Source organism: Brevundimonas sp. (genome assembly GCF_019636155.1).
Classification (GTDB): Bacteria; Pseudomonadota; Alphaproteobacteria; order Caulobacterales; family Caulobacteraceae; genus Brevundimonas.
This window is the reverse complement of record NZ_JAHBYB010000002.1, coordinates 339,421-365,038: the sequence shown is the minus strand read 5'-3', so window position 1 is coordinate 365,038 and position 25,618 is coordinate 339,421. Positions and strand designations below refer to the sequence as shown.

Genomic DNA, 25,618 nt, shown 5'->3' with positions numbered 1-25,618 from the left:
TTTCTTCACCGGCAAATTCGCCACCCTGTTCAATCATGCGGCGGACTATGAGATCGCGCGCGAACTGATCCAGGACGACGCCACTCCGGACAAGACGGTCCAGGCGGTCGGGCGGCTGCTGGACGATCCGGCCCTGCGCGCGGATCAGGCGGCGCGGCAGACGGCGGCCCTGGATCGGATGGGCCGCAGCGATCGCGACCCCTCGGATGTCGCGGCCGAGGCGGTGCTGAAGGTCATTCAGGCTAAACGCGCGGCCTGAAAAGGCGGAACCGGCGGCGGGCCAGGATCATGGTCCCGACGATGCAGGCGCAGAACAGCAGGCCCTCCAGTCCCGCGCTGACCACATGGCTGACGGGGCCGAAGTCCGGTTCGCCAAACAGGCGGCCGAAGGCGTCCAGCCGCAGCCGGGAACCGGGGAACTGGTCCGCCAGCAGATCCAGGCTGCCGCCCATCAGCCTGCCGCCCAGGATGGCGACCATCAGCCCTGCGACCAGGCCGCACCCGGCCGCCGTGGCGACCCCCAGCCTCAGCGACCCGCGCCGCGTCCGCCGCACCGTCAGCCAGGCCGCCAGCCCCACCGCCGCGCCCAGAACGGCCCCTTCGGGCGCCCCGGTGATGTCGCCGGGCGAACCACCGAACAGCAGGGTGATGGCGTCGGCGCCCAGAAGTTTGACCACCGCCCCGACCAGCAGGCCGCCGCCCGCGCCCCCGACAATGCTCCAGGCGTCGAACCGCCGCGCGATCCGCGCGGCCAGGACCATGCCGAAACAGACTCCCGCCGCCCCGACCACGGCGACCAGGGTGGTCACGCAGATCATGACCAGCAGCACGGACAGGGCGCCCACCCCGCCCGGCGCCGGCTCGGATGCGCCGATCAGCCCATAGATCAGGCCGCCGACAAGGCCGGCCAGGCCGCCGCCCGCCACCCCGGCCACACCCAGGGTCAGGAAGGGCCGCGGAATGGGCCCGCGATCGGCGCCGGTCGGATCGGCCGTGGCAGGCGTGCGGGCGTCCTGCTCGGCAAGGGGCTCAACCGCGGCGATGAAGCGGTAGCCGTGCTTGGGCGCCGTTGCGATGAAGCGGGGGCGGGCGGCGTCGTCGCCCAGGGTGCGGCGCAGGGTGCGGATGCATTGGGTCAGGGCCTCGTCCGTCACGGGCACGCCGCGCCAGACCTCGTCCATGAAGCGGTCCTTGGGCACCAGCCGACCCTGCTCGCGCACCAGCAGGATCAGGGCGTCCAGATACCGGGCGTTCAGGTCCACCAGGACGCCGTCGCGCGTCAGGCGCCGGTCGGCGGGATCCAGCTCGAACCCTTCGAAACGATAGCCGCCGGACGCCAATTTTCAGCAAAGCCTCAGGTGTTGCTCATGCCGCTCAGCCCCCGGCCGCGCGAGGCTGCGACCGTCACTCACCCATGGAGCAAAGGCAATGGCGGGACGACGGAAAGCGGGGCGGGGCCATGGTTGATCTGATCCTGCCGGGGCAGGGGGCGCCGCTGGTGCGCCTGTTGTGTGGCCGGCGCGGGCGGCCGACTCGGCTGCATCTGAACGACGGGCGCCAGATCACGGCCTGGAACTGCGCCTGGGGCCGCGACCACGGCCGCGAGTGGGAGCATCTGACCCTGAACATGTCGCCGCGCCGGGCGGATGCGGAAACGGCCTTCGTCTCCACCGCCGACGTTATGGCGGCCAGCGATGTCGAAAGCGGCGCGGACCTGTACGCCCGCGGGGTCTGAGACAAACAAAAACGCCGGGGCACGAACCCCGGCGTTTCTATAGTCAGTGCGCCCGCCGATCAGCCCCGCGACTGGATCGGCACGTAGTCGCGTTCGGTTGGGCCGGTGTACAGTTGGCGCGGGCGGCCGATCTTCTGCGACGGGTCGGCCATCATTTCCTGCCACTGGGCGATCCAGCCCACGGTGCGGGCCAGGGCGAACAGCACGGTGAACATGCTGGTCGGGAAGCCCATGGCCGACAGGGTGATGCCCGAATAGAAGTCGACGTTCGGGAACAGCTTGCGCTCGATGAAATAGTCGTCGTTCAGCGCGACCTTCTCCAGCTCCTTGGCGACCTGGAACAGGGGGTCGTTGGGGTCGCCCACGGCGTCCAGAACCTCATAGGCCGACTGCTGCATCACCTTGGCGCGCGGGTCGTAGTTCTTGTAGACCCGGTGGCCGAAGCCCATCAGCTTGTATTTCTTGGCCTTCACGCCCTCGATGAATTCGGGAATGCGCTCGGGCGTGCCGATTTCCTTCAGCATGGTCAGCGCCTCCTCGTTGGCCCCGCCGTGCGACGGACCCCACAGGCAGGCGATGCCGGCGGCGATACAGGCGAAGGGATTGGCGCCCGACGACCCGGCCAGGCGCACGGTCGAGGTCGAGGCGTTCTGCTCGTGGTCGGCGTGCAGAATGAAAATCCGGTCCATGGCGCGGGCCAGGACCGGATTGACGACGTAATCCTCCGCCGGAACGGCGAAGCACATGCGCAGGAAATTCTCGGCGTAGCTCAGGTCGTTGCGCGGCGACACGAAGGGCTGGCCGATGTGATATTTGAAGGCGCGCGCCGCGATGGTCGGCATCTTGGCGATCAGGCGGATGGCCGAGATGTTGCGCTGGACCGGATCATGGATGTCCAGGCTGTCGTGATAGAAGGCCGACAGGGCGCCGACCGTGCCGACCATGATGGCCATCGGATGGGCGTCGCGGCGGAAGCCTTCAAAGAAACGGTCGAACTGCGAATGCAGCATGGTGTGCATGGTGATCGACCGCTCGAACGTCTCATATTCGGCGGCGGTCGGCAGTTCGCCGCGCAGCAGCAGGTGACAGACCTCGACGAAATTCGACTTCGACGCCAGCTGGTCGATCGGATAGCCGCGGTGCAGCAGCACACCCTTGTCGCCGTCGATGAAGGTCAGGCCCGATTCACAGGCGGCCGTCGAGGTGAAGCCCGGATCGTAGGTGAAGGCGTCGGTGGCCCCATACAGCTTGCGGATGTCGATCACATCCGGTCCCGTGGACCCTTTCAGGACGGGAAATTCCACCGTCTTGTCGGCGTAGTTCAGAGTGGCGGTTCCGGCGGATTTCGCTTGTTCAGTCATCAATGCCCCTGATGTTCGGGCCGGCCGCGGGGAGGCGACGGCGGAAGGTTCGTTAAAGCGTGAGGCTCAAATAGTCTTTTGCAGCGCATCATCCAAGCGCCCGAGGCTTTCTTCTCGTCCCAGGGCGGCCAGGGTGCGGGCGATGTCGGGCGACGGAGACCCGCCGGTCAGGGCCGCGCGCACCGGCGGACCGATCTTGCCGAAGCCCACCGCCTCTTCCTCGGCGAAGGCCTTCAACTCGGCCTCCAGGGCGAAGACGTCCCAGGACTGGAACAGGTCCAGCCGATCACGCAGCCGTTTCAGCCGGTCCAGGGTTTCGCCCGCCAGCAGGCTTTGGCCCTTGTCATCGATGACCAGGGGGCGCGCCTTCAGCACGAAGGCCGACTGGTCGGCAAGCTCCAGGGTGGTCTTGGCCCGGTCCTTCAGGAAGGGCATGGCGCGCAGCAACCGCGTCTCGTCGTCGGGCTGAAGAGCGCGACCGCGCGACAGGTGGACGTCCAGCACCAGCTTGGCCAGGCGGTCATCCTGGGCCAGGCGCAGCCAGTGGGCGTTGACGTGGGCCAGCTTGTCGAAGTCCAGCCGCGCCGGCGCCTTGCCGACGCCGGACAGGTCGAACCATTCTTGCGCCTGTTCGTCGCTGAACAGTTCGTCGTCGCCGTGCGCCCAGCCCAGCCGCGCCAGATAGTTGCGCATGGCTTCGGGCAGATAGCCCATTTCGGCGTATTCATGCACTGCCTGGGCCCCGTGCCGCTTCGACAGCTTGGCGCCATCCGGCCCGTGTATCAGGGGGATGTGCGCGAAGGTCGGCCGGGTCCAGCCCAGGGCGTCATAGATCAGGCTCTGTCGCGCGGCGTTGTTCAGGTGGTCGTCGCCGCGGATGACATGGGTCACCCCCATGTCGTGATCGTCCACCACCACGGCCAGATTATAGGTCGGCGCCCCGTCAGAGCGCAGCAGCACCAGATCATCCAGGGCGGCGGAGTCCCAGCGCACCTGACCCTGGACCGCATCGTCCACGACGACAGCGACAGGGTGCGGCCGGCGGAACCGCACCGTGTGTGGTCCGGCCAGATCATCGACGGTCGGGGTGCGGTCGCGCCAGGGGGACTCGAAGCTGCGGCCCTCGGCCTTGGCGGCGTCGCGCAGGGCGCCGGTCTCGTCGGCTGTCAGAAAGTCGCGATAGGCGTGGCCGGTTTCCAGCAACTGGTCCACCACCTGGCGATGGCGGTCGGCGCGGCTGAACTGGAACACGGGCTCTTCGTCGGCGAACAGCTCCAGCCAGGCCAGGCCGTCGAAAATCGCCTTCACCGCCGCGTCGGTCGAACGCTCGCGGTCCGTGTCCTCCACACGCACAAGAAATTTGCCGCCGTGGCGACGCGCGTAAAGGTAGTTGAAAAGCGCCGTTCTTGCGCCGCCTATGTGCAGATAGCCGGTGGGCGAGGGGGCGAAGCGGGTGACGACGGGGGCGGGAGAAGAGGTCATGGGGGCGGGGTCCGATCGGGCCGCCCTTATACCGCCCGATGCGCCAAAGCCCAGCCGGTATGAAAGGCTGCGCGCATGGCTGGCGGATCAGGTCGCCGATCAGGCTGATCGCTGGCGCCTGTGGGCGCCGGTGGCGTTCGGGGGCGGATGCGCCCTCTATTTCGCCCTGAAGAGCGAGCCGCCGTTGTGGCCTCTGTTGCTGGCGACTGGGGTGACGGCGGCGGCCTGGCTGGGCGCGCGACGTCGGGGACTGTCGCGGCGCTGGACCCTGCCGCTGCTGATGCTGGCCTGCCTGGCGGGGGGCGTGGCGGCAGCCAAGATCCGCACCCTGTCGGTGGCGGGCCCTATCGCACCGGCCATGAGCGAGCCGACGGTGATCGAAGGCTGGGTCGTCGATATCGACAGTCGCGGCGAGCGGGGCGCGCGGTTGGTGATCGCGCCCGTGCGGGTGCGCGGCCTGGAGCCCGAGGCCACCCCGATCCGCCTGCGCGCCACGGTCAGGGGTGAGCCGCCGCCGCCCGGCGCGCCGGTGCGTCTGTTCGCCATACTGAACCCGCCGCCCGCCCCCGCCGCGCCCGGCGCCTATGATTTCGGCCGCAACGCCTGGTTCCAGGGCCTGGGCGGCTCGGCCTTCGCCCTGGGCGAGACGCGGCCCGCGGTGTTGGACGATCCGCCTTGGCGTCTGCGGATGGAGATGCGGGTCAACGCCGCGCGCTTCGCCCTGGCCCAGGCCATCGTCGCACGGTTGGGCGAACGGACCGGCGGGGTGGCGGCGGCCATGACCACCGGCCACGAGACCTGGATCTCGCCCGAAGACCAGCAGGTGATGCGCGATTCCGGCCTGGCGCACATCCTGTCGATCTCGGGCCTGCACATGGCCATCGTCGGGGGCTTCGTCTTCTTCGCGGTGCGGCTGGGGGTGGCGGCCTGGCCTTGGCTGGCGCTGCGCGTGTCGGGCAAGAAGGTCGCGGCCTGGGCCGGACTGATCGCCGTCGGGGCCTATCTGATCGTCTCGGGCGCGCCGCCGCCGGCGGAGCGGGCGGCGATAACCGCCTCAATCGCCTTTTTAGCCGTCCTGCTGGACCGCCAGGCGATCAGCATGCACGCCCTGGCGGTGGCCGCCTTCGCCGTCCTGATCCTGCAGCCCGAGGCCATCGTCACCCCGGGGTTCCAGATGTCGTTCGCCGCCACGGCCGCCCTGGTGGCCCTGGCCGAAAGCTGGCCGCCGCGCACGCGCGAAATCTCCGCCCCCTGGCCCATCGTCTGGGCCCAGAGGTTGGGAAACTGGCTGGTCATCGCCGTCATGGCCAGCCTGGTCGCGGGCCTGGCGACCGGGCCTTTCGCCATGCAGCATTTCAACCGCACGGCCGTCTACGGACTGGCGGCCAATCTGCTGACGGCGCCGGTGGCGGACTTCGTCATGCTGCCGGCCCTGGCCCTGGGGGCGGCGCTGGAGCCGCTGGGGCTGGGCGCGCCGTTTCTGTGGGTGGCGGGACAGGGTGTGGACCTGATGCTGGCCATCGGCCAGGGCGTCGCCGGACTGCCCGGGGCCGTGCGGACGATCCCCAGCGCTCCGGCGGCGGCCCTGCCGGTCGCCTTCATCGGGGTCCTGTTCCTGTGTCTGTGGCGCGGGCGGCTGCGGTGGCTGGGCCTGCCCCTGGCCCTGGCGGTTCTGATCTGGCCGCGCCCGCCCGCGCCGGACGTCTGGATCGGTGACGGCGGAACCAACGCCGCCTTCCGCATGGAGGGCCATGCCGTGGTTCTTCGCCCCGGGGTGCGGCAGTTCGCGGTCGATCTGTGGTCGCGGCGGCGGGGGCTGGAGGCGACCGCTCGGCCGGCCGAGGGCTGGACCTGCAGCCGTTTTTCCTGCGCGTCCGTCGCCCGTGACGCGGCCCCCCTGGCCCTGTGGTGGGGCCGACGCGCGCCGTCGTCGGACCAGCTCGCCGCACTGTGCGCCCAGGCGCCGATCGTCAGCGTGCGCGCGGTGGTCGAAACCCTTCCCTCGGCGTGTGACGGGCGGCTGGTGCTGGATGGGCTGGACTACGCTCGCGGCGGCGCGGTCGAACTCTGGGGCGAGGGCGCCTCCTGGCGCGCCCTATGGACGGCCCGGGCGCGCGGCGACCGCCCCTGGAGCCGCCAGGGCGATCCGGACTTCAGTGATAGCGGCGGATGAGGCCGACCAGCTTGCCCTGAACGGCCACCTGGTCGGCGCCGTAGATCTTGGTCTCGTAATTGGGATTGGCGGGCTCGAGCGCGATGGAAGCGCCCTTCTTGCGCAGCCGCTTCAGGGTGGCCTGCTCGCCCTCCACCAGGGCCACGACGATCTCGCCGGAGTTGGCGCTGCCGGTCGAGCGGATGATGACCATGTCGCCGTTCAGAATGCCCGCCTCGATCATCGAATCGCCTTCGATCTCCAGCAGATAGTGGTCGCCGGACCCCAGCATGGCCTCGGGCACCGGATAGCGGGCGGTTTCGTGCTCGATGGCGTCGATGGGCGTGCCCGCCGCGATCTTGCCCATCAGCGACAGTTCGCGCGTATCGTTCGCCGCCTCGACCCGTCCGCCCTCGATGACGCCCGGCTTGAAGCCGGCGCGGCCGCGCGGAGCGCCCGCCGTGGCCTGTTCCGGCAGCTTCATCACCTCCAGCGCCCGCGCCCGGTGGGCCAGACGGCGGATGAAGCCCCGTTCCTCCAGCGCCGTGATCAGCCGGTGGATGCCCGATTTGGACGCCAGATCCAGCGCCTCCTTCATCTCGTCGAACGAGGGGGAGACGCCCGTCTCCGTGATCCGTTCGTGGATGAACATCAGCAGTTCGTGCTGTTTGCGCGTGAGCATGGCGGCCCTCAGACGGCGAATCCGTTGCGGACGAAGCTAGCGGAACAAACCGCAAACGTCCACTACCTGTTCCTGAGGTGTTCCGGTTAAGGTCCGGTTACCGCATCAGGGCCCGCGTCGCCGCCGCCACGTCGTCCTGGCGCATCAGGCTTTCGCCGACCAGCACGGCCTGGGCGTGGGCGTCGGCCACGCGCGCCACATCGTCGGGGGTGAAGACGCCGCTTTCGGACACCAGCAGCGCGCGCACCGGGCTGAGCATGGCCAGGCGTTCGGTGGTTTCCAGATCGACCTCGAACGTCCGCAGGGACCGATTGTTGATCCCGACCAGATCGGCCCCCAGGGCGCAGGCGCGGGCCATTTCGGCCTCGTCGTGGGTCTCGACCAGGGCGTCCATGCCCAGCCGGTCGGCCTCGGCCAGAAGCTCGGCGGCCAGGGCGTCGTCCACCATGGCCAGGATGATCAGGATGCAGTCGGCGCCCATGGCCCGGCTCTCGGCCGCTTGCCACGGATCGACCAGGAAATCCTTGCGCAGGCAGGGCAGGGCGACCGCGTCGCGCGCGGCGCTCAGATAGGCGTCGTCGCCCTGGAAGCTGGGCCTATCGGTCAGCACCGACAGGCAGGCCGCGCCGCCGCGTTCATAGGCCTGGGCCAGCGACGGCGGGTCGAAGTCGGCGCGGATCAGGCCCTTGGACGGACTGGCCTTCTTGATCTCGGCGATCAGGGCGGTGCGACCGGTCTCGTTGACCTGTTCCAGGGCGGCGCGAAACCCGCGCGGGGGCGGGGCGTCGCGCGCGGCGGCTTCGATGGCGTCCTGGGATCGCGCGGCCTTGCGGGCGGCGACCTCCTCGCGCTTGTAGGCGGCGATGCGGGCCAGGATGTCGCTCAAGCCTCGGCCTCCTCGATCGGGGTGTTGGTTGCGACGACCAGGGCGTCCAGAGCGGCCCTGGCGCGTCCGTCGTCGACGACCTGGGCCGCGATCCGCGCGCCCTGGGCCAGGTCTTCGGCGCGGTCGGCGACCACCAGGGCGGCGGCGGCGTTCAGCAGCACAATGTCGCGATAGGCGCCGTGCGCCCCGTCCAGCAGGGCGTTCAGGGCCGCTGCGTTCTCGTCCGCATCGCCGCCGCGCAGGACCGCGATATCGGCGCGGGGCAGGCCGGCGTCTTCGGGCGTGACGCTGAAGCGACGCACCGCCCCGTCGCGCCATTCGGCGACCTCGGTCGGGCCGGTGGTGGTCAGTTCGTCCAGCCCCTGACCATGCACGGTCCAGGCCCGCACGGCGCCCAGCCGCCCCAGCACCTGGGCCAGCGGCTCCAGCAGGCGCGGGTCATAGACGCCCATCACCTGCCGCTTTGCAGACGCCGGATTGGAAAGCGGCCCCAGCAGGTTGAAAACCGTGCGGAACCCGATCTCGGCCCGCACCGGCCCGACGTGGCGCATGGCCCCGTGATAGGCGGGGGCGAACAGGAAGGCGATGTTGGCCGCAGCCAGCGCCCGCAGCTGCTGGGCCTGGCTGGCCTGAAGATTGACGCCCAGGGCCGACAGGACGTCGGACGACCCGGATTTCGACGACAGGGCGCGATTGCCGTGCTTGGCCACCTTCACGCCTGCGCCGGCCAGGACCAGGGCTGCGGCGGTCGAGATGTTGAAGGTGTGCGCCCCGTCGCCGCCGGTGCCGCAGGTGTCGATGGCGTCGTAGGGGTGGTCCAGCCTCAGGGCCGCGTCACGCATGGCGGTGGCGAAGGCGGCGATCTCGTCCACCGTTTCGCCGCGGATGCGCAGGGCGGTGACGGCGGCCGCCACCTGGGACGGCGTCGGCTCGCCTCTCAGACAGGCGGCGAAGAAGGCATGCGCCTCGTCCCCCGTCAGCACCCGGCCATCGACCAGCTTGGCCAGCAGCGGCTTGATCCCGTCCGACACCTCAGGCGGCTTTCCGGCGCTCGACGCCCGCCAGGTCCAGGAAGTTGGCCAGCATGGCGTGGCCGTGTTCGGTGGCGATGGATTCGGGGTGGAACTGGACCCCATGGATCGGGCGGGTGCGGTGGCGCAGGCCCATGATCTCGCCATCGGCGGTCCAGGCCGTGACCTCCAGGTCGTCGGGCAGGGTTTCGCGTCGCACGGCCAGGGAATGATAGCGGGTGGCGGTGAAGGGGCTGGGCAGGCCGGCGAACAGGCTCTGGCCCTCATGTTCGATCGGCGAGGTCTTGCCGTGCATCAGGGTCTTGGCCCGCACCACATCGCCGCCGAACGCCTGGCCGATGGCCTGGTGGCCCAGGCAGACGCCCAGGATCGGCATGTCGTCGGCGGCGGTCCGGATCAGCGGCAGGCAGATGCCCGCCTGATCCGGCGCGCACGGGCCGGGCGACAGCAGCACCGCCTGGGGCCTCAGAGCCCAGGCCTGATCGACGCTCAGATCGTCGTTGCGCACGACGTGCGTCGTCGCGCCCAGTTCCGCGAGGTAGTGGACGAGGTTGTAGGTGAAGCTGTCGTAGTTATCGACGACCAGGATCATCCGGGGGTCTTACGACCGGCGTCGGGGCGCGCCAAGCGGGGATGCCGCGGAAAGGTCTCGTTAACCCTGTGGCTGTGACATCGAAGGCGAGGGGGAATCGCCGCCATGACCGACGCCGTGGAAAAAGCTCGCAGCCTGCTGGTCGCGCCTGAAGTCCGGGCCGCCAGCCCCTGGGGCGCTCTTTTCGCCGCCGGCCTCTGTGCCTCGGCCGCCGTTCTGATGGCCGGGGCGGTGATCCTGGGACCGGGCGTCGTGAGCTCGCCCGCCGGCGCAGCTCAGCCGTTCGAGCCGTAACGCCAGGCGTCATCCGCCGCTCGCATGGGCGCGCGCGCCTTGGCTACGGTTTCCGCATATTCGGCCGCCGGATCGCTGTCGGCCACCACCCCCGCGCCGGCCTGGATGAAGGCCTTGCCGTGGGCGAACAGGGCGGTTCTCAGGACGATGCAGATGTCCGCCTCTCCATTGGCCGAGATGTAGCCGACACCGCCGCCATATCCGACGCCGCGCTTCTCGGTCTCCAGTTCGTCGATGATCGCCATGGCCCGCACCTTGGGCGCGCCCGACAGGGTTCCGGCGGGCAGGGCGGCCAGCAGGGCGTCCACGGCGTCGATGGCCGGATCGGCCCGGCCCTGGACGTTCGAGACGATATGCATCACCTGGCTATAGCGTTCGACGACGAAGCTTTCGGTCACTTGGACCGATCCGGGCGCCGAGACGCGGCCCACATCGTTGCGGCCCAGGTCCAGCAGCATCAGGTGCTCGGCCCTTTCCTTGGGATCGGCCAGCAATTCGGCCTCCAGCGCGCGGTCCGCCTCGGGCGTTTCGCCGCGCGGGCGGGTGCCGGCCAGGGGGCGGATGGTCACGCGCCCGTCCTTCAGCCGCACCAGGATCTCGGGGCTGGACCCCGCCAGCTGGAATCCGCCGCCATCCAGGAAGAACAGATAGGGCGACGGGTTCTGACGCCGCAGGGCGCGATAGAAGGCGAAGGGATCGCCGGGCCAGTCGGCGGCGAAACGGTGGCTCAGCACCACCTGAAAGATGTCGCCGGCGGCGATGTAGTCCTGGGCCTTGCGGACCATGCGCCCGAAGGTGGGCCGGTCGACGGCCGAGGCGAACGCCGGAGGTGTGATGGGGCCATCGCCAACGGCGGGGGCGGCGCCGGCGGGCAGGGGCCGACGCAGGCCGGACTGGAACGCCTCCAGCCGCGCCACGGCCTCGGCCCAGGCGGCTTCGGGTGACAGGCCGCTGTCCGGATAGGCGGCGGACACCAGCACGATCTCGTGCTTCACCGAATCGAACACCGCCACCAGCGACGGGCGGCAAAGCACGGCGTCCGGCAGGTCCAGAGGATCGGGATTGGCGGGGCCCAGCGGCTCCAGCAATCGCACCATGTCATAGCCGAACACGCCGAACAGGCCCGCCGCCATCGGCGGCACATCGTCCGGCAGATCGAACCGCCCCGCGGCGATCAGGGCCCGCAGGGACTCCAGGGCCGGCAGAGACTCCGGCGTGAACCGGCCGGTCAGGATGTCCTCGCCCCGCGCCGTTTCGGCCCGACCGTCGCGGCAGCGCCAGACCACGTCGGGGTCCAGGGCGACGATGGAATAGCGGCCCTTGACCGCCCCGCCTTCGACCGACTCCAGCAGACAGGCGTAGGGCCGGCCGCGCCCGACCTTCAGGAAGGCGGACACGGGGGTCTCCAGGTCGTCGATCAGGCGGCGCACGACGACCTGGGGCCGGCCGGCGGCGAAACCGGCCAGGAAGGCGTCGCGCGGACCGGCCGTCATTGCGCCGGGGCGGACGGGTTCTGGACGCCCAGGGCGGTCAGGGCCATGGCCGGATCGTTGCGGGCCTTCACGCGCCGCGCGGCCGCCGCGATGGAGTCTGTGACGACGGCTTCGATATATTCCTGCGACAGGCGCGGCCGGGCCGGCTCGCCCAGGCCCGCCGCCAGGGCAGGGGTGGCGGCGTGGATGGCGTCAACCCGGCCGACCACGGTCGCGTCGGCCGACTGGGGCTCCACGAAGACCTGGCCGCGACCCTGGCTGAACAGGCCGCGCAGGACGCCGGCGCCGACCTGGGTCTGGGCCTCGGCGTTGGCCTGGACGCCCGCGCGGGTGACCAGGGTCGCGCCGACCGAGCCGGCGACCTTGGCGATGTCCTCGCCGCCGCGAACGCGACGGGCCAGTTCGTCGGCCTTGGCGGCCAGCAGCCGGGCGTTCTCGCGCGCCGTCCATTGCTGGGCCAGGGGCTCGCGCACATCGGCCAGGGTCGGCAGCTGGGCCGGGCGGATGTCGTCAAGGCGGATGACGAAATACTGGCCCTGGCCGGCGTCGATGACGTCGGATTCGCCGCCCTTGCCCAGGCCGAAGGTGGTCGACAGGACCTGCGGCGGGGCGTTCAACGGCTGGCCGTCCGGCAGCTGGCCTTCCTGGGTGAAGGGCGGCAACTGGATCATCCGCGCCCCGATCTGCTGGACCGCCTGTTCCAGGGTCTTGCCCTCGGTCCGGGCCTTCTCATAGGCCTCGACATTGGCATAGGTCTTGGCGCGCGCCTCTTCCTGACGCAGTTCGTCGATGATGGCTTCGCGCACGGACTCCAGGGTCGCTTCCTGGCCCGGCGTGACCGAGCTCAGCTTGGCGACGGTGAAGCCCACCCGGGCCTGGACCGGGTCGGACACCTGGCCGGCGGTCAGGCCGAACACGGCCTGGGCCACCGCCGGATCGCCCAGGGCCGAGCGCGGGGCGGCGTCGAAATTGGCGGGCTGGATAGCATTGGCGCGCGCCACCTCTTCGGGCGACTGACCGGCGCGCAGCGCGGCGGCGATGCGGTCGGCGGCCTGCCGCGTCGGCGCCGTCAGGGTGACGAAGGTGCGCTTCTCGGGCTGGGACAGGGCCGCCTTGCGGAATTCGTAGCGCTCGCGAATCTTTTCCTCGCTGATCGGGGCGCTCATCGCCTCGCGGCTGGGCGCGAACAGCACCAGAGACACCATGCGGAACTCGGGCCGGCGCAGGCGGGCGGCGTTCTCGTTCAGGAAGGCGGTCAGCTGGGCGTCCGTGGGCGCGGCGGCGCGTCCGGCCATGGCCTGGCTCACGGCGAACCAGCGGCCGTCGCGCGTCTGCAGCGCCTGGTTGGCCAGAAGGGCGGCGTAGACCCGCGGGGTGCGCATCCCGGCGACGACGCCGGCGCCATAGTGGTTGGCGGTGTACTGGTCGCGGATGTCGCCTTCCAGGTCGGCGGGCGTCATGCCCTGCTGGGCTAGGACCTGCTGATAGCGATCCTTGTCGAACTGGCCCGTCACCTGGTTGAAGAAGGACGGGATCTGACGGATCTCCTTGACGATCAGGGCGTGACCGGGGCGGATGCCCGCCGACCAGGCCCAGGACAGGAAGCCCAGTTCGCGCGTCCGGTTTTCCAGGAATCGCTGGTGCTGGTTGGCCTTGATCATGTCGTCCAGGCTGATCGGCTGGCCGGCGTTCTGCTGGGCCCGCTCACGCTGGTTCTCGAAGGCGGCGCGGAATTCGGCCTGGTCCATGCTCCGGTCGCCGGCCGAGATGACGTGCTTGGGCCCGAAGACCGACAGGGCGTCGGTCTGTGTGCCGACGATCGCGAAGCTGACGATCAGCAGAACGAACAGGCCGATGGCCCATTTGGATTGGGCGAAATTGCGGAACTGGGAGATCATCGGAGAACCTGGGCTCGCGGCGAGAGGGGGCCGTCATCGCCTAATAGATGCGCCGGGGCGGTCACGGCAAGGCGGCCGTGCGCGGATCGGCTTGGCTTGGCTGGCGGCCCAGCCTAGACAGGCCCCATGACCCAATCCGTGAAGTTCATTGTCGGCAACTGGAAGATGAACGGCCTGGCGGCCGATCTGGACCAGGCCGAAGCCCTGAAAACCGCCCTGGATCAGCAGCCGGCCCCTCATCGTGTCGCCCTGTGTCCGCCCGCCACCCTGATCGCCCAGATGGCCTGGCGGCTGAGGGGCGGGGCGGTCGAGATCGGGGGGCAGGATTGCCATGTGGCGGTCTCGGGCGCCTACACTGGGTCGATTTCGGCGGCGATGCTGAAGGACGCGGGCGCCGGAATGGTGATCCTGGGGCATTCCGAACGCCGTCAGGGGCTGGGCGAGACAGACGCCGACGTGGCCGCCAAGGCCCAGGCCGCCGTCGCCGCCGGCCTGGAACCCATCGTCTGCGTCGGCGAGACCCTGGAACAGCGCGAGGCCGGCCGGGCGGTCGAGGTCGTCTCGGGCCAGGTGCGCGCCTCTCTGCCCGACGCCCTGGCGGGGGAGGGGTTCGCCGTCGCCTATGAGCCGGTCTGGGCGATCGGCACCGGCCTGACGCCGACGCTGGAACAGATCGCCGAGGTGCACGCCGCCGTGCGCGCCGCCCTGGTCGAGCGGCTGGGCGAGGGAGGGCGGACGGTTCCCATCCTGTATGGCGGCTCGGTCAAGCCTTCCAACGCGGCCGAGATTCTGGCGGTCGCGGACGTCGGCGGCGCCCTGGTCGGCGGCGCCTCCCTCAAGGCTGAGGACTTCCTGGGCATCATCCGGGCGGCCTGAGCCCTGCCGCTGGCCCCTACGTTGCGGGCGCGATCCAACAATGATAGAGGCCGCCGCTTGATCGGCGCGCCCGCGCCCACATGTAAGCCGCCATGCTCCAGACCATTCTTCTCGTCGCCATGATCCTCGTCTCGATCGCCCTGACCGGGGTGATCCTGCTGCAGCGCTCCGAAGGCGGCGCCCTGGGCATGGGCGGCGGGCCGTCGGGCTTCATGTCCGCGCGCGGCGCCGGCAACCTGCTGACCCGGGCCACCTCGATCCTGGGGACCCTGTTCTTCCTCCTGGCTATCGGCCTGACCATTTCAGGCAACGTCAGCCGCGCCAGCCGTTCGGTCGTCGACGCCGACGCCGTGGGCGCCCTGGCCCTGGACGAACAGCCGGCCGCTGCTCAGCAACAGCCGCAACCGGCCCAGCCCGCTCCGGCCTCGAACGCGGCCCCGTCGCTGGAAGACCTGGAAGCCAGCCTGCCGGCAGGCCAGTAGGTCATGGCCGGGGCGGTTATCCCCGGCTTCTTCTCCCGCCCTCAAAGTCTCCAGCGTTCGGCCGCCGAATCGGCGGTAGGGTAATCTCCCATGGCCCGTTATGTGTTCATCACTGGCGGCGTGGTTTCCTCATTGGGAAAAGGCCTCGCTTCCGCCGCTCTCGGCGCGCTCCTGCAGGCGCGCGGCTACACCGTCCGCCTGCGCAAGCTGGACCCCTATCTGAACGTCGATCCGGGCACGATGAGCCCGTATCAGCACGGCGAGGTCTTCGTCACCGACGACGGCGCCGAGACCGACCTGGACCTGGGCCACTACGAGCGGTTCACCGGCGTCTCGGCGGCCAGGTCCGACAACATCACCACGGGCCGCATCTATCAGACCATCCTGGAGAAGGAGCGGCGCGGCGACTATCTCGGCGCCACGGTCCAGGTGATCCCTCATGTCACCGACCAGATCAAACAGTTCGCCCTGACCCCCGCCATGACGGATGATGGCAAGGCGGTGGATTTCGTCCTGGTCGAGATCGGCGGCACGGTGGGCGACATCGAGGGCCTGCCCTTCTTCGAAGCGATCCGCCAGCTGGGCCAGGATCTGCCGCGCGGCCAGTCCTGCTTTGTTCACCTGACCCTCTTGCCCTTCATCAAGACGGCCGGCGAGATGAAGACCAAGCCGACCCAGCACTCGGTCAAGGAGCTTCGCTCCATCGGCATCCAGCCGGACATCCTCCTGTGCCGCTGCGAACAGCCGATCCCGCCGGAGGAAAAGCGCAAGATCGGCCTGTTCTGCAACGTGCGCGAAAGCGGCGTCATCCAGGCCATGGACAGCGCCGACATCTACGCCGTGCCGCTGGACTATCACCGCGAGGGACTGGACGCCGAAGTCCTGGCCCATTTCGGCATGACCGACGCCCCGGCGCCGGATCTGTCAGGCTGGCAGGAGATCGCCCGGCGCCGCACCAGTCCGGACGGAGAGGTCACCGTGGCCGTCGTCGGCAAATACACGGTGCTGAAGGACGCCTACAAATCCCTGATCGAGGCCCTGCATCACGGCGGGGTGGCGAACAACGTCAAGGTCAACATCGACTGGGTCGAATCCGAGACCTTCGAGGGCGATCGCGACGCCTGCGCCCAGCGGCTGGAAGGCGCCCACGCCATCCTGGTGCCCGGCGGCTTCGGCGAACGGGGAGCCGAGGGCAAGATCGAGGCGGCCCGCTTCGCCCGTGAGAACAGCATCCCCTATTTCGGCATCTGCTTTGGCATGCAGATGGCGGTGATCGAGACCGCGCGGAACCTGGCCGGCTTCACCCGGGCCTCGTCCACCGAGTTCGGACCGGCGGCCGAGCCTGTCGTCGGTCTGATGACCGAATGGACCCAGGGCAACCAGCGGGTGCTGCGCCAGAAGGGCGGCGACCTGGGCGGCACCATGCGGCTGGGCGCCTATGACTCGACCCTGGAGGCGGGGTCCAGGATCGCTGAAATCTACGGCGCGACCGCGATCTCGGAGCGCCATCGCCACCGCTACGAGGTCAATATCAACTATCGCGAGGCCCTGGAGGCGGCGGGCTTGCGCTTCGCCGGCCTGTCGCCGGACGGCGTCCTGCCCGAAACGGTGGAACGGCCGGACCATCCCTGGTTCATCGGCGTCCAGTATCACCCCGAACTCAAGAGCCGTCCCTTCGCGCCCCACCCCCTGTTCGCCAGTTTCATAGAGGCGGCCGTGGTGCAGAGCCGCCTGGTCTGACCGGCGATCTGCCTCAACGACGAAAGCCGGCCGCGATTGCGCGACCGGCTCCCGTCATCCCTTGACGCACACCACCTGACGCAGGGTGTGCACGACCTCGATCAGGTCGGACTGGGCCGCGATGACCGCGTCGATGTCCTTGTAGGCCATCGGCGTTTCGTCGATCACCTCGGCGTCCTTGCGGCATTCGACGCCTTGGGTGGCGCGGACATGGTCCTCCACCGTGAAGCGGCGCTTGGCCTCGGTCCGGCTCATGGCCCGACCGGCGCCGTGCGAGCAGGTGCAGAAGGAATCCGCATTGCCCTTGCCGCGCACGATGAAGGACTTGGCCCCCATCGAACCGGGGATGATGCCCAGTTCGCCGTCCTTGGCCGACACGGCGCCCTTGCGGGTCAGGAACACGTCCTTGCCGAAATGACGCTCCTTCGAGACGTAGTTGTGGTGGCAGTTCACCGCCTCCGCCGTCGTCACGAAGTCGGGCCAGAAGGCGCGCAGCACCCCCAGGACCTGATCCATCATCACCTCGCGGTTGGCCCTGGCGTATTGCTGGGCCCAGGACACGGCCCGGACATAGTCGATGAAACCGTCCGTCCCTTCGGGGAAATAGGCCAGGTCCTGGTCCGGCAGGTTGATGTGCCAGCGGCGCATCTCCTGCTTGGCCCGCTCGATGAAATAGGTTCCGAACCGGTTGCCCACCCCGCGTGAGCCGGAGTGCAGCATGACCCACAGGTCGCCCGCCTCGTCGAGGCACAGCTCGATGAAGTGGTTGCCCGTGCCGAGCGTCCCCAGGTGGCCATAGCCGCGCGGGTGCGCCGCCTTGGGGTGCTTCTCCACCACGGCGTCATACCCGGCCTTCAGCCCTTGCCAGCGGGAATGGGCCGAGGCCGGCGGCTCGGACGACCAGGCGCCCTTGTCGTTGCGGCCGCCGTTGTCGGTGCGGCCGTGAGGGACGGCCGCCTCGATGGCGGACCGGATGGCCGACAGGTCGTCGGGCAGGTGCTCGGCGCGGATCGAGGTCCGCACCGCCATCATGCCGCAGCCGATGTCCACGCCCACGGCGGCCGGGATGATGGCTCCCACGGTCGGAATCACCGAGCCCACGGTCGCGCCCATGCCCCAGTGCACGTCCGGCATCACCGCCACGTGCTTGTGGATGAACGGCAGCGAGGCCACGTTCTTCAGCTGCTTCAGCGCCGCATCCTCGATGGGCACCCCCCGGGTCCAGGCCTTGATCGGCACGTGCCCCGGGTCGTCGATTACGTCATAGCCACGCATGGCCGACGTCTCCTTTTCTGTCTGGTCCTTCCGAACCGGCCAGCGAAGCATCCCGTCGAAACAAGAAACCCCTCCAGCCGGAGCGGGAGGGGTTTCTGGAAAGCCGAACCGATCTGGCCCGCGGTCTTCCTACGCACCCTCCACGCACGCGCCCTTGCCCACGACCGTTTGGCGGTCGAGCCGGCGCGGGGCGTTCAGGCAGGTGGGATAGGCGAACATGGGTCGTCTCGGTTTCGGGAGGCGGGCTGATAACCGAAATCCTTCCCCGACGCCAGCCTGAAAAGGGCAGGGGGCCGGGCGTGCGCCAGGGGCCTATGCTCGGGACTGTTCGGACCGCCCGCCCGCCCCATGGGTCCGATAGGCCCGAGGCGTCGTTCCCGTTTCTTCCTTGAAGGCCCGGTTGAAGGGGCCGAGCGAGGCGAAGCCGCAGTCCAGGGCGATTTCCAGGATCGACCGCGATTCCGACGAGTCGGACAGCAATCGTTGGGCGTCCGCGATGCGGTGGTGATTGATCAGCCGGTTGAAGTTCGCGAACCCCAGGCCGGCGCTAATGCAGCGCGAGACCCTGTATTCCGGCTGGCCCAGCCGGTCGGCCACATCGCCGATCCGCAGGTCGGGGTCGGTGTGTATCGCCTCGTCCTGAAGAAGCCTCAGCAGGCGCGCCGCCAGGTGATGGTCCTCGTCGGTGGCGGGCTTTCGCGGCGCGGGGGGCGAAGCGGCGGCGCGGAGGGGGTGGCGCAGGCGATAGGCGGTCGCCGCGCCGGCGCCCGCCAGGCTGATGACGGCCGAAACCGTCTGGATCGGCTCGGGCGTCATCCAGATCCCGATCACCGAGACCCCGGCCAGCAGGGCGAAACCCAACCCGAAGGCGATCCTGAAACGCGTTTCGGCCCGCGACAGGGCGCAACCATGACGCTGGAACGGCTCGACCAGGGTCAGGATCAGGGCCGCCGACCCGCTCAGGGCGTAGAGGTTGTCCGCGACACGCGCGGTCAGTCCTCCGTCCGGCGCCAGGACGGACACGGCGCCCGCGACCGTCAGCACGCCCACGACCAGCCGCGGCCAGGCCGCGTCGTGGCGCGCCGGATCGAACAGGGCTCGCGCCAGAAGCCAGGCCCATCCGCAGGCCGAGACGCCGAAGGCGGCGAATCCCGCCGAGACAGGCCCCTCGGCGAGGCGCGCCAGGATATAGGCGACAAAGGATGTCGCCGCGATCACGGCATGGGCGGGCAGGCGGTCCGGCATGGACGCCGGCGCCAGGCGCCGCCCTCTAAGGAAGGCCCCGGATTTCAGGTCAGTCGTGAACATCCGCTTCCTCTGGACCCGCCGGTGATGGCGCGCGCCGTCGCGCCTGTCCAGCGCCGGATAAACCGTGCCGAAGGGCGATTTCCGGCCGAATTCCAAATCGGCGAGACGGGGCGCGCGCCTTGGCTCCATCGGGCCTGGGCGTCTTCGCTCGATCCGGAGTTTCCATGTCCTTCAAGACCTTCCAGCCGTCCAACCCGACGGCCGCCCTGCTCAGGCGCAGCGCCGCCGCCTGGTTCATCATCGCCGCTGTCGGCCAGATCGCCTTCATCAGCTTCATCCTGCTGTTCTACGGCGTTCGGACGGCGATCGGGAATTTCGCCGCTTGGAACGACAAGCCCCTGATCGACGGCTATGTCGGCGGCGACGATGTGGGCAACGCCGTGTTCGCCGCCCATGTCCTGCTGGCGGCGGTGATGACCTTGGCGGGCCTGATGCAGCTCGTGCCCCAGCTGCGCCAGAGGCGACCGCGTCTGCATCGCTGGACCGGACGGATCTTTCTGTTCCTCGCCGCGGTGATGGCGCTCAGCGGCGTCTGGCTGACCCTGGTGCGCGGGACCTATCTGTCGTCAATCTCGGCCGTCGCGATCCTTCTGGACGCCATCCTGATCCTGGTCTTCGGCGCTCTGGCCCTGCGGCAGGCCCTGAGGCGGCGCTTCGACAGCCACCGTCAGTGGGCGATGCGGACCTTCATGGCCGCCAGCGGGGTCTGGTTCCTGCGTGTCGGCCTGATGGGCTGGGTGCTGATCAACCACGGGCCGGTCGGCATGACCCAGACCCTGTCCGGCCCGGCCGACATCGTCCTGGTCTTCGGCAGCTATTTGATCCCGCTGGCGCTTCTGGAAATCTATTTCGCCGCCGGCCGCGGCCGCAGCGGGGCCTTCAGGGTTTTCGTGGCCCTTCTGGTTCTGGCGGCGACCGCCTTCACCGCACTGGGCGTGTTCGGCACGATCGCCGTGATGTGGGCGCCCTATATGTTCTGAGCGTTTCGGCCATGGCGGACAGGGTGGGCATTGCCCTCCCTCGCGAAAACAACACCTTACAGCGGCTAACCCCTCGAGGCGCGGGATTTGAACCCAAAGGGGAATTTCCGGCGATGGCTACCGCCTTCTCGCCTGACATCCTCGAACTACTGGGGCTCCCTGGCCCGCCAGAAACGCGAAACGCCGCCCCGGCTGGTCCCCGGGACGGCGTCTCAAGTCTTTACGAAGCTGGCGAGCCTCAACCCGAATTCTACGGAAAACCGAATTCGACGCAAGGCCCCCTAGATCGGCCGTTGGCAGTGACCCGTTTTGCCGACGCCAAGGCGACGCGCCAGTGGCGCGAGACGGTCACGCTGCGCCAGTTCGCCGAACGCATCCGTGAGACCCGGGCGCCGTCCAAGGGCGCCTTGCCCTGGATGAAGCTCGCCACCTTCGGCGATGCGGCGACGGACAAGGGCGCCCTGCGCCATGACGACAACCTGATAACCGTCGACGGTGTAGAGGGGGATTACGACGCCGGCAAAGTCAGCGTCGCGGAAGCCGTTGAGCGGTTGCGTAGCGCCGATGTCGGCGCAGTTATCTACACAACGCCGAGTCACACGGCCGCAGCGCCGCGTTGGCGGGTCCTGGCGCCGACGTCGGCGCCCATGTCGCCCGATGAACGGCGCGCCCTGTGCGAGCGGCTGAACGGCGCCCTTGGCGGCATCCTGGCCAAGGAATCCTTCACCCGGTCTCAGGCCTACTATTTCGGCGCCGTGGGCGCCGCACCGGACCATGCCGTTGAGGTGGTCGACGGGCGCGCGATCGATCACGCCGACGACATTCCCCGCACCGGTCGCAGCGAGAGTCGGCCGGATCCCGTCGCTGACGAAGACGATGACGATCTGTGGTCCCTGATCGAACCGAACTGGCCACGGATCCGCGGCGCCCTCGCAGTCATTCCGTCAGAAGATCGCGATGATTGGCTTACCGTCGGCATGGCCATTCATGCCGAGTCCCGCGGGTCGGACGATGGGTTCGCCGTCTGGTCCGAATGGTCGAAGGCGAGCGACAAGTTCAATGCCCGTGACCAGCGGCGCACCTGGAAATCGTTCAGCGATCAGGGCGCGCGACGCGTCGGCATCGGGACGATGTTCGAACTCGCAAAGCGGTTCGGTTGGGAAGCGAAATCGCCCGCGGCCGCCAAGCCGTCACGCTTGACGTTCCTGACGCCTTCGGAATGCGAGTCCTCGCCATCACGTGGCTACGTCGTGAAAGGCATTCTCGCCCCCGGGGACATCGGATGCATCTTCGGCGCGCCTGGCGCCGGTAAAAGCCTCATCGCCCCCCACATCGGGTACGCGACCGCTCAGGGCCGCGAAGCGTTCGGAATGCGCACGAAGCCGGGGCTGGTCTTCTACGTCGCCGCTGAAGATCCGCACGGGATGCGCGGTCGCGTCACAGCGCTAAAGATCCGCCACGACGACGCGCCCGGCTTTACGCTGATTGAAGGTGTCAGCGACCTGCTGAGCGATGACAGTCCGGACCTCAAGGCCCTGCAAAGCGCCGTTCAGGATCGGAAGCCGGCGCTGGTCTTCATCGACACATTGGCGATGTCATTCCCCGGGTTGGAGGAAAACGACGCTAACGCCATGGGGCGCGTCGTCGCGGTCGCCCGGTCGCTCGCTCAGTGGGGCGCCGCGGTGGTCCTTATCCACCACGACACTAAAGCGGAGGGTAAGACGCCCCGGGGCCATAGTCTGCTGAACGGCGCGTTGGACATGGCCATGCACGTCAGCCGGGACGATCAGGGCATTGTCCGCGGCGCGCTGACTAAGAACCGAAACGGCACTTGCGAGCGAGACATTGCCTTCACGATCGCAACCGAGACGCTTGGCTTCGATGAAGACAATGACGCGATCACCGCAGCCCTGGTCGCCGAACTCACCGGAGGCCTCGCAGCCAAACCCCCCAAGGTGACGCCGGAGAAGGCAGCGCTACAGCTCCTTGAGCGGTTGGCGGACTCGAACGGACTCGGTCCGGACTGGGTTGATGTGAGCGCTTGGCGAGAGGCTTGCGCAAATAGCCTTGCGGTCTCAGCAGCCGAGACCTTGGACAGCAGGAAGCGGATTATCCGTCGGCTCATTGAGCGCCTAACCGCTCAAGGGCGCATCGAAACCGATGGCGATCGCGTGCGGCCGGCCGTCATTTCGCCCGAGATGACCGATGCGGACTGAGGCCCGGACTCAGGGCGGACTCGCCCGGACTGAGTCCGCCAGCCCGTTGCGGTGGGGCGGACCGAACGGACACCCCCCTTTAGGGGGGTCCGGGAGTCCGCCTCGCCGAGGCAGTCCGGATCATCGATCTAAATCCAACTTCACCCGTGGTCCGCGGGTCCTTCCCATGGGGCGCCGGGTGGGGGTCGCGCTGACCCCGGCTTTTCGCTCGCTACAGAAATTTTCCAGATGATTTCGGATTCGAAAAACCTGCCCCCAGACATCATGGTCCTGTTAGGCCTCGATTCCGGCTCGCCTGAGGCGGTCGCCGATGCGCCGCGACCCGTGACGCCTACCGCCGACGAAGCGGTCTCAGCGGCGATTTCTGGGGCGGGAGTTTCAGCGGCCGAACTGAGCGATTGGATTGGCGTCGGCGCGCGCCGGATCAATCAGCTTGTCGCTGATGGCGTGATCAAGCGGGTAGGTCGCGGAAGATACGACCTGCAGGACTCGGTCCGACGCTACTGCCAGTGGGTGAGCGACCGAGCGTCTAGAGGCGTTGCCGTCCAGGACGATCTCAAGATTGAGAACACCCGGAAGGCGAAGGCCGCTGCCGATAAAGCCGAACTGCAGAATGCCAGGATGCGCGGCGAGCTGGTCCATAGGGAAGAAGTCGCGCGCACCTGGTCCGGGGTCGTGCGCGAGGTGCGCGCCGCCCTGCTGGCGGTGCCGGCGCGCGTCGCCGATCGGCTCAACCTGTCCCGTTCCGACGCCGACGCGGTCGACCGTGAAGTACGCGATGCACTGATCAACTTGGCGGAGGCCGGCGCCGATGACTGACACGCTGGCCGGACTCCGTGCCGAAGCCCTTCGCGCCCTTCGTCCGCCGCCGCGAATGCAACTCGCCGACTGGATTGAGAAGGAACTGCGACTCCCTGAAGACGTCAGCGCCACGCCCGGCCGCGTGAGGCTATGGCCGTATCAACGCGGCATTGCGGACGCGATCAGCGATCCAACGCTTGAGCGGGTCACGCTCATGAAGTCCGTCCGCATCGGCCTGTCGACTTTGCTGGCCGCGACGGTCGGAAACTTCATCGCCAATGACCCGGCGCCGATCCTGGCCGTTCTCCCCACGGACGATGACGCGCGAAACTTCGTGGTCGACGGCTTGGAAAAGACGTTCGCCGCGACGCCGATCCTGACGAACGTGCTGAGCGATGACTTGGACGAGTCCGGCCGCAACACCCTTCGCAGTAAGCACTTCCCGGGCGGCTCGCTGAAGGTGGTTTCAGCGAAGTCTGAACGGAACCTTCGCGGTCACACCTCGCGCATCATCATCATGGATGAAGTCGACGCGATGGCGCCGGGCGGGGAGGGTGACGCGCTGACGCTCGCCGAAAATCGGGCCTTCTCCTACGGCAACGCGAAGATCATCGCCGGGTCGACCCCAACGGACGCGCTGACGTCCAACGTGGCCAGCCGCTACGAAGCGTCTGATCAGCGGATTTTCGAGGTTCCATGTCCGAAATGTGGCGCGTTCAATGAGATCCGCTGGGCGCATATCAAGTGGGCGAAGGATCAACCTGAGACGGCAGAATACGAATGCCCGCATTGCCTCGCGCGCATCCCTGAACGGCTGAAGGCGACGATGGTGGACGCCGGCGAATGGCGCATCACCCGGCCGCAAGTCCAAGGTCATGCCGGCTTCAGGATCAACGCGCTCGTCAGCACGTTGCCGAAGGCCCGTTGGGGCGTGCTAGCCGCTCAGTTTCTTGAGGCGAAGCGCGAGGCGGCAAAGGCCGGGCCGCACAAGCTGAAGGTGTTCGTCAATACGATCCTCGCCGAGACGTGGTCCGACGTCGGCGAAGTCGCGGATGAAGGCGAACTGGCCAAGCGAGCCGAACCGTTCGGGTTGTCGGCCATCCCCGCGGAAGTGCTTTTCGTCACCGTCGGCGTCGACGTCCAGGACGATCGCCTTGAGCTGGTCTATGGCGGCCACACTGCCGACGACGTGGCGCTGATCTTAGACGCGCGCGTGGTCTGGGGCCCGTCCGTCGATAACGACACCTGGGCCGAACTTGACGACGCGCTGAAGGAAACATGGCCGCATCCGAACGGTGGCCGCCTGAAGGTCGACGCCGCGTTCATCGACTCGGGCGACGGCGGCGCAATGGATATCGTTTATGATTTCTGCCGCCCACGGGCGGGTCGCCGGATTTTCGCGATCAAAGGGCAGGCCGGCACGCTTCCAATGACGAAGGTGTCACCGCAGGCGCATAAGCGGATCAACCTGGTGACCGTCGGCGTCGACACAGTGAAGGCGAACTTGGCGAACCGGTTGAAGCTTCCGGAATCGATCCGCTTCAGCGCGGACCTAGACGCCCGCTATTATGAGGAACTGACGTCTGAGCGCCGGGTGACGCGCTATGTAGCGGGCCGGCCGGTTCGTCGGTTTGAGCGCATCATGGGGCGCCGAGCGGAATGCTTGGACGCGACCGTCTATGCGCTCGCCGCCCGTCAGATGATTGCCGTCAGTCCTGATCAGCGGGCGGAGGCGTTGGCGACTGCCGAGGCTTCGCTGAAGCAGCATCCGTCAGTGATCCGGTCGCCGTTTCTGATGCGCTAGGTCACCTGCTTTTTCGGCACGCGCAACTTGATACGGAAGCGACGATTTCTCAATGTTTCGGCCCGGCTAGACAGCCTCAGTTCGAGAACAATCGGCCCACCATTCCAGTCAGCGGTGGGCCAGATGGCGAAAGCCCAGTGTGCGGTGTCAGATCGTCTTGCAAGTTCCCGCACCGTCCCGCGTGCTTCAACTGAGTGTGGGGTGTCCATTGACGAACTGGTGCCCCGCACGGGGGGATCGGGGTCAAAGGGAACGAGCCCTGAGTCTGTGGGCGGGGAAATGGTGAATGTCCGCGGCTTTCGAATGGCGAGTCGATCCAGAGTCAAAGTCTCCGGAAGGCGATTTCGGCAGATCAGCCTCAGCGAAATGTAGTCTCCACGCCATTCCGCGACGCGCTCAATGATGGGAAGATCCCGGATCTTTTCCCGACGTAGAGTCAGCCAGGCGGCAATGCCTCCGGTGCCAGTGAGAATGGCGGTCGTGACTGTCGCGGCAGCAATGATCCAATCTGCAAGATTTGGCACGTTCAT

22 protein-coding genes and 1 pseudogene are annotated in these 25,618 nt (G+C 68.4%); 11 read left to right on the top strand and 12 right to left on the bottom strand.

The window, feature by feature from the left end:
* A pseudogene (locus tag KF910_RS03840) lies at window positions 1-259 on the top strand (lipid-A-disaccharide synthase); the annotation flags it as partial.
* On the opposite strand, the gene KF910_RS03835 reads toward KF910_RS03840, so the two are convergent.
* Window positions 243-1,340 (bottom strand): winged helix-turn-helix domain-containing protein, encoded by a 1,098-nt coding sequence (locus KF910_RS03835; protein WP_292258863.1) that lies wholly within the window; start codon window positions 1,338-1,340, stop codon window positions 243-245. The pseudogene KF910_RS03840 and the gene KF910_RS03835 overlap by 17 nt on opposite strands.
* 119 nt (window positions 1,341-1,459) lie before the next feature.
* On the opposite strand from KF910_RS03835, the gene KF910_RS03830 reads away from it, so the two are divergent.
* On the top strand, window positions 1,460-1,735 hold the full coding sequence (locus KF910_RS03830) for a hypothetical protein (RefSeq protein WP_292258862.1): 276 nt from the start codon (window positions 1,460-1,462) through the stop codon (window positions 1,733-1,735).
* Between the two features lie 59 nt (window positions 1,736-1,794).
* On the opposite strand, the gene gltA is transcribed toward KF910_RS03830, so the two are convergent.
* Both gltA and gltX read right to left on the bottom strand, forming a co-directional pair.
* Complete coding sequence (gene gltA, locus KF910_RS03825; protein WP_292258861.1) at window positions 1,795-3,096, bottom strand: citrate synthase; 1,302 nt, start codon at window positions 3,094-3,096, stop codon at window positions 1,795-1,797.
* 66 nt (window positions 3,097-3,162) lie between these two features.
* Complete coding sequence (gene gltX, locus KF910_RS03820) at window positions 3,163-4,578, bottom strand: glutamate--tRNA ligase (protein WP_292258860.1); 1,416 nt, start codon at window positions 4,576-4,578, stop codon at window positions 3,163-3,165.
* On the opposite strand from gltX, the gene KF910_RS03815 reads away from it, so the two are divergent.
* The gene (locus KF910_RS03815; protein ID WP_292258859.1) at window positions 4,577-6,751 is read left to right on the top strand and encodes a ComEC/Rec2 family competence protein; all 2,175 of its coding nucleotides are present in this window, start codon (window positions 4,577-4,579) and stop codon (window positions 6,749-6,751) included. The two genes, gltX and KF910_RS03815, sit on opposite strands and share 2 nt — an antisense overlap.
* On the opposite strand, the gene lexA is transcribed toward KF910_RS03815, so the two are convergent.
* The 4 genes from lexA to KF910_RS03795 form a co-directional block, all read right to left on the bottom strand.
* A complete protein-coding gene (gene lexA / locus KF910_RS03810; protein ID WP_292258858.1) occupies window positions 6,732-7,412 on the bottom strand; it encodes a transcriptional repressor LexA in 681 nt (226 codons plus the stop codon). The genes KF910_RS03815 and lexA overlap by 20 nt on opposite strands.
* A 97-nt stretch (window positions 7,413-7,509) precedes the next feature.
* Window positions 7,510-8,298 (bottom strand): indole-3-glycerol phosphate synthase TrpC, encoded by a 789-nt coding sequence (gene trpC, locus KF910_RS03805; protein WP_292258857.1) that lies wholly within the window; start codon window positions 8,296-8,298, stop codon window positions 7,510-7,512.
* Window positions 8,295-9,329 carry an anthranilate phosphoribosyltransferase gene (trpD, locus tag KF910_RS03800; protein ID WP_292258856.1) on the bottom strand — a complete coding sequence of 345 codons (1,035 nt, stop codon included), beginning with the start codon at window positions 9,327-9,329 and terminating at the stop codon, window positions 8,295-8,297. Before trpD ends, trpC begins: the two co-directional genes overlap by 4 nt.
* A 1-nt stretch (window position 9,330) precedes the next feature.
* Window positions 9,331-9,921 carry an anthranilate synthase component II gene (locus tag KF910_RS03795; protein WP_292258855.1) on the bottom strand — a complete coding sequence of 197 codons (591 nt, stop codon included), beginning with the start codon at window positions 9,919-9,921 and terminating at the stop codon, window positions 9,331-9,333.
* 105 nt (window positions 9,922-10,026) lie between these two features.
* On the opposite strand from KF910_RS03795, the gene KF910_RS03790 reads away from it, so the two are divergent.
* Complete coding sequence (locus KF910_RS03790) at window positions 10,027-10,215, top strand: peptidoglycan-binding protein (RefSeq protein ID WP_292258854.1); 189 nt, start codon at window positions 10,027-10,029, stop codon at window positions 10,213-10,215.
* On the opposite strand, the gene trpE is transcribed toward KF910_RS03790, so the two are convergent.
* Both trpE and KF910_RS03780 read right to left on the bottom strand, forming a co-directional pair.
* Window positions 10,197-11,708: an anthranilate synthase component I gene (gene trpE, locus KF910_RS03785; protein WP_292258853.1), complete on the bottom strand. Its 1,512-nt coding sequence runs from the start codon at window positions 11,706-11,708 to the stop codon at window positions 10,197-10,199. The genes KF910_RS03790 and trpE overlap by 19 nt on opposite strands.
* Window positions 11,705-13,606: a peptidylprolyl isomerase gene (locus tag KF910_RS03780; RefSeq protein ID WP_292258852.1), complete on the bottom strand. Its 1,902-nt coding sequence runs from the start codon at window positions 13,604-13,606 to the stop codon at window positions 11,705-11,707. Before KF910_RS03780 ends, trpE begins: the two co-directional genes overlap by 4 nt.
* A gap of 126 nt (window positions 13,607-13,732) precedes the next feature.
* Between KF910_RS03780 and tpiA the strand changes: the two genes are divergently transcribed.
* The 3 genes from tpiA (at window position 13,733) to KF910_RS03765 (ending at window position 16,704) form a co-directional block, all read left to right on the top strand.
* Complete coding sequence (gene tpiA, locus KF910_RS03775; protein ID WP_292258851.1) at window positions 13,733-14,482, top strand: triose-phosphate isomerase; 750 nt, start codon at window positions 13,733-13,735, stop codon at window positions 14,480-14,482.
* A gap of 92 nt (window positions 14,483-14,574) precedes the next feature.
* Window positions 14,575-14,964: a preprotein translocase subunit SecG gene (gene secG / locus KF910_RS03770; protein WP_292258850.1), complete on the top strand. Its 390-nt coding sequence runs from the start codon at window positions 14,575-14,577 to the stop codon at window positions 14,962-14,964.
* 90 nt (window positions 14,965-15,054) lie between these two features.
* Window positions 15,055-16,704: a CTP synthase gene (locus tag KF910_RS03765; protein WP_292258849.1), complete on the top strand. Its 1,650-nt coding sequence runs from the start codon at window positions 15,055-15,057 to the stop codon at window positions 16,702-16,704.
* A 54-nt stretch (window positions 16,705-16,758) separates the two neighbouring features.
* Here the strand turns inward: KF910_RS03765 and KF910_RS03760 are convergent, their stop codons facing one another.
* Entirely contained in the window at window positions 16,759-17,979 is a 1,221-nt protein-coding gene (locus KF910_RS03760) for an RtcB family protein (RefSeq protein WP_292258848.1), read from the bottom strand.
* A gap of 312 nt (window positions 17,980-18,291) precedes the next feature.
* Complete coding sequence (locus KF910_RS03755; RefSeq protein ID WP_292258847.1) at window positions 18,292-19,287, bottom strand: helix-turn-helix transcriptional regulator; 996 nt, start codon at window positions 19,285-19,287, stop codon at window positions 18,292-18,294.
* A 164-nt stretch (window positions 19,288-19,451) separates the two neighbouring features.
* On the opposite strand from KF910_RS03755, the gene KF910_RS03750 reads away from it, so the two are divergent.
* The 4 genes from KF910_RS03750 (at window position 19,452) to KF910_RS03735 (ending at window position 25,088) form a co-directional block, all read left to right on the top strand.
* A complete protein-coding gene (locus tag KF910_RS03750; protein WP_292258846.1) occupies window positions 19,452-20,267 on the top strand; it encodes a DUF2306 domain-containing protein in 816 nt (271 codons plus the stop codon).
* Between the two features lie 299 nt (window positions 20,268-20,566).
* Complete coding sequence (locus KF910_RS03745; protein ID WP_292258879.1) at window positions 20,567-22,483, top strand: AAA family ATPase; 1,917 nt, start codon at window positions 20,567-20,569, stop codon at window positions 22,481-22,483.
* A 228-nt stretch (window positions 22,484-22,711) separates the two neighbouring features.
* On the top strand, window positions 22,712-23,302 hold the full coding sequence (locus tag KF910_RS03740; protein WP_292258845.1) for a terminase small subunit: 591 nt from the start codon (window positions 22,712-22,714) through the stop codon (window positions 23,300-23,302).
* Window positions 23,295-25,088 (top strand): phage terminase large subunit family protein, encoded by a 1,794-nt coding sequence (locus KF910_RS03735; protein WP_292258844.1) that lies wholly within the window; start codon window positions 23,295-23,297, stop codon window positions 25,086-25,088. Before KF910_RS03740 ends, KF910_RS03735 begins: the two co-directional genes overlap by 8 nt.
* On the opposite strand, the gene KF910_RS03730 is transcribed toward KF910_RS03735, so the two are convergent.
* Window positions 25,085-25,618 carry a hypothetical protein gene (locus KF910_RS03730; protein ID WP_292258843.1) on the bottom strand — a complete coding sequence of 178 codons (534 nt, stop codon included), beginning with the start codon at window positions 25,616-25,618 and terminating at the stop codon, window positions 25,085-25,087. The genes KF910_RS03735 and KF910_RS03730 overlap by 4 nt on opposite strands.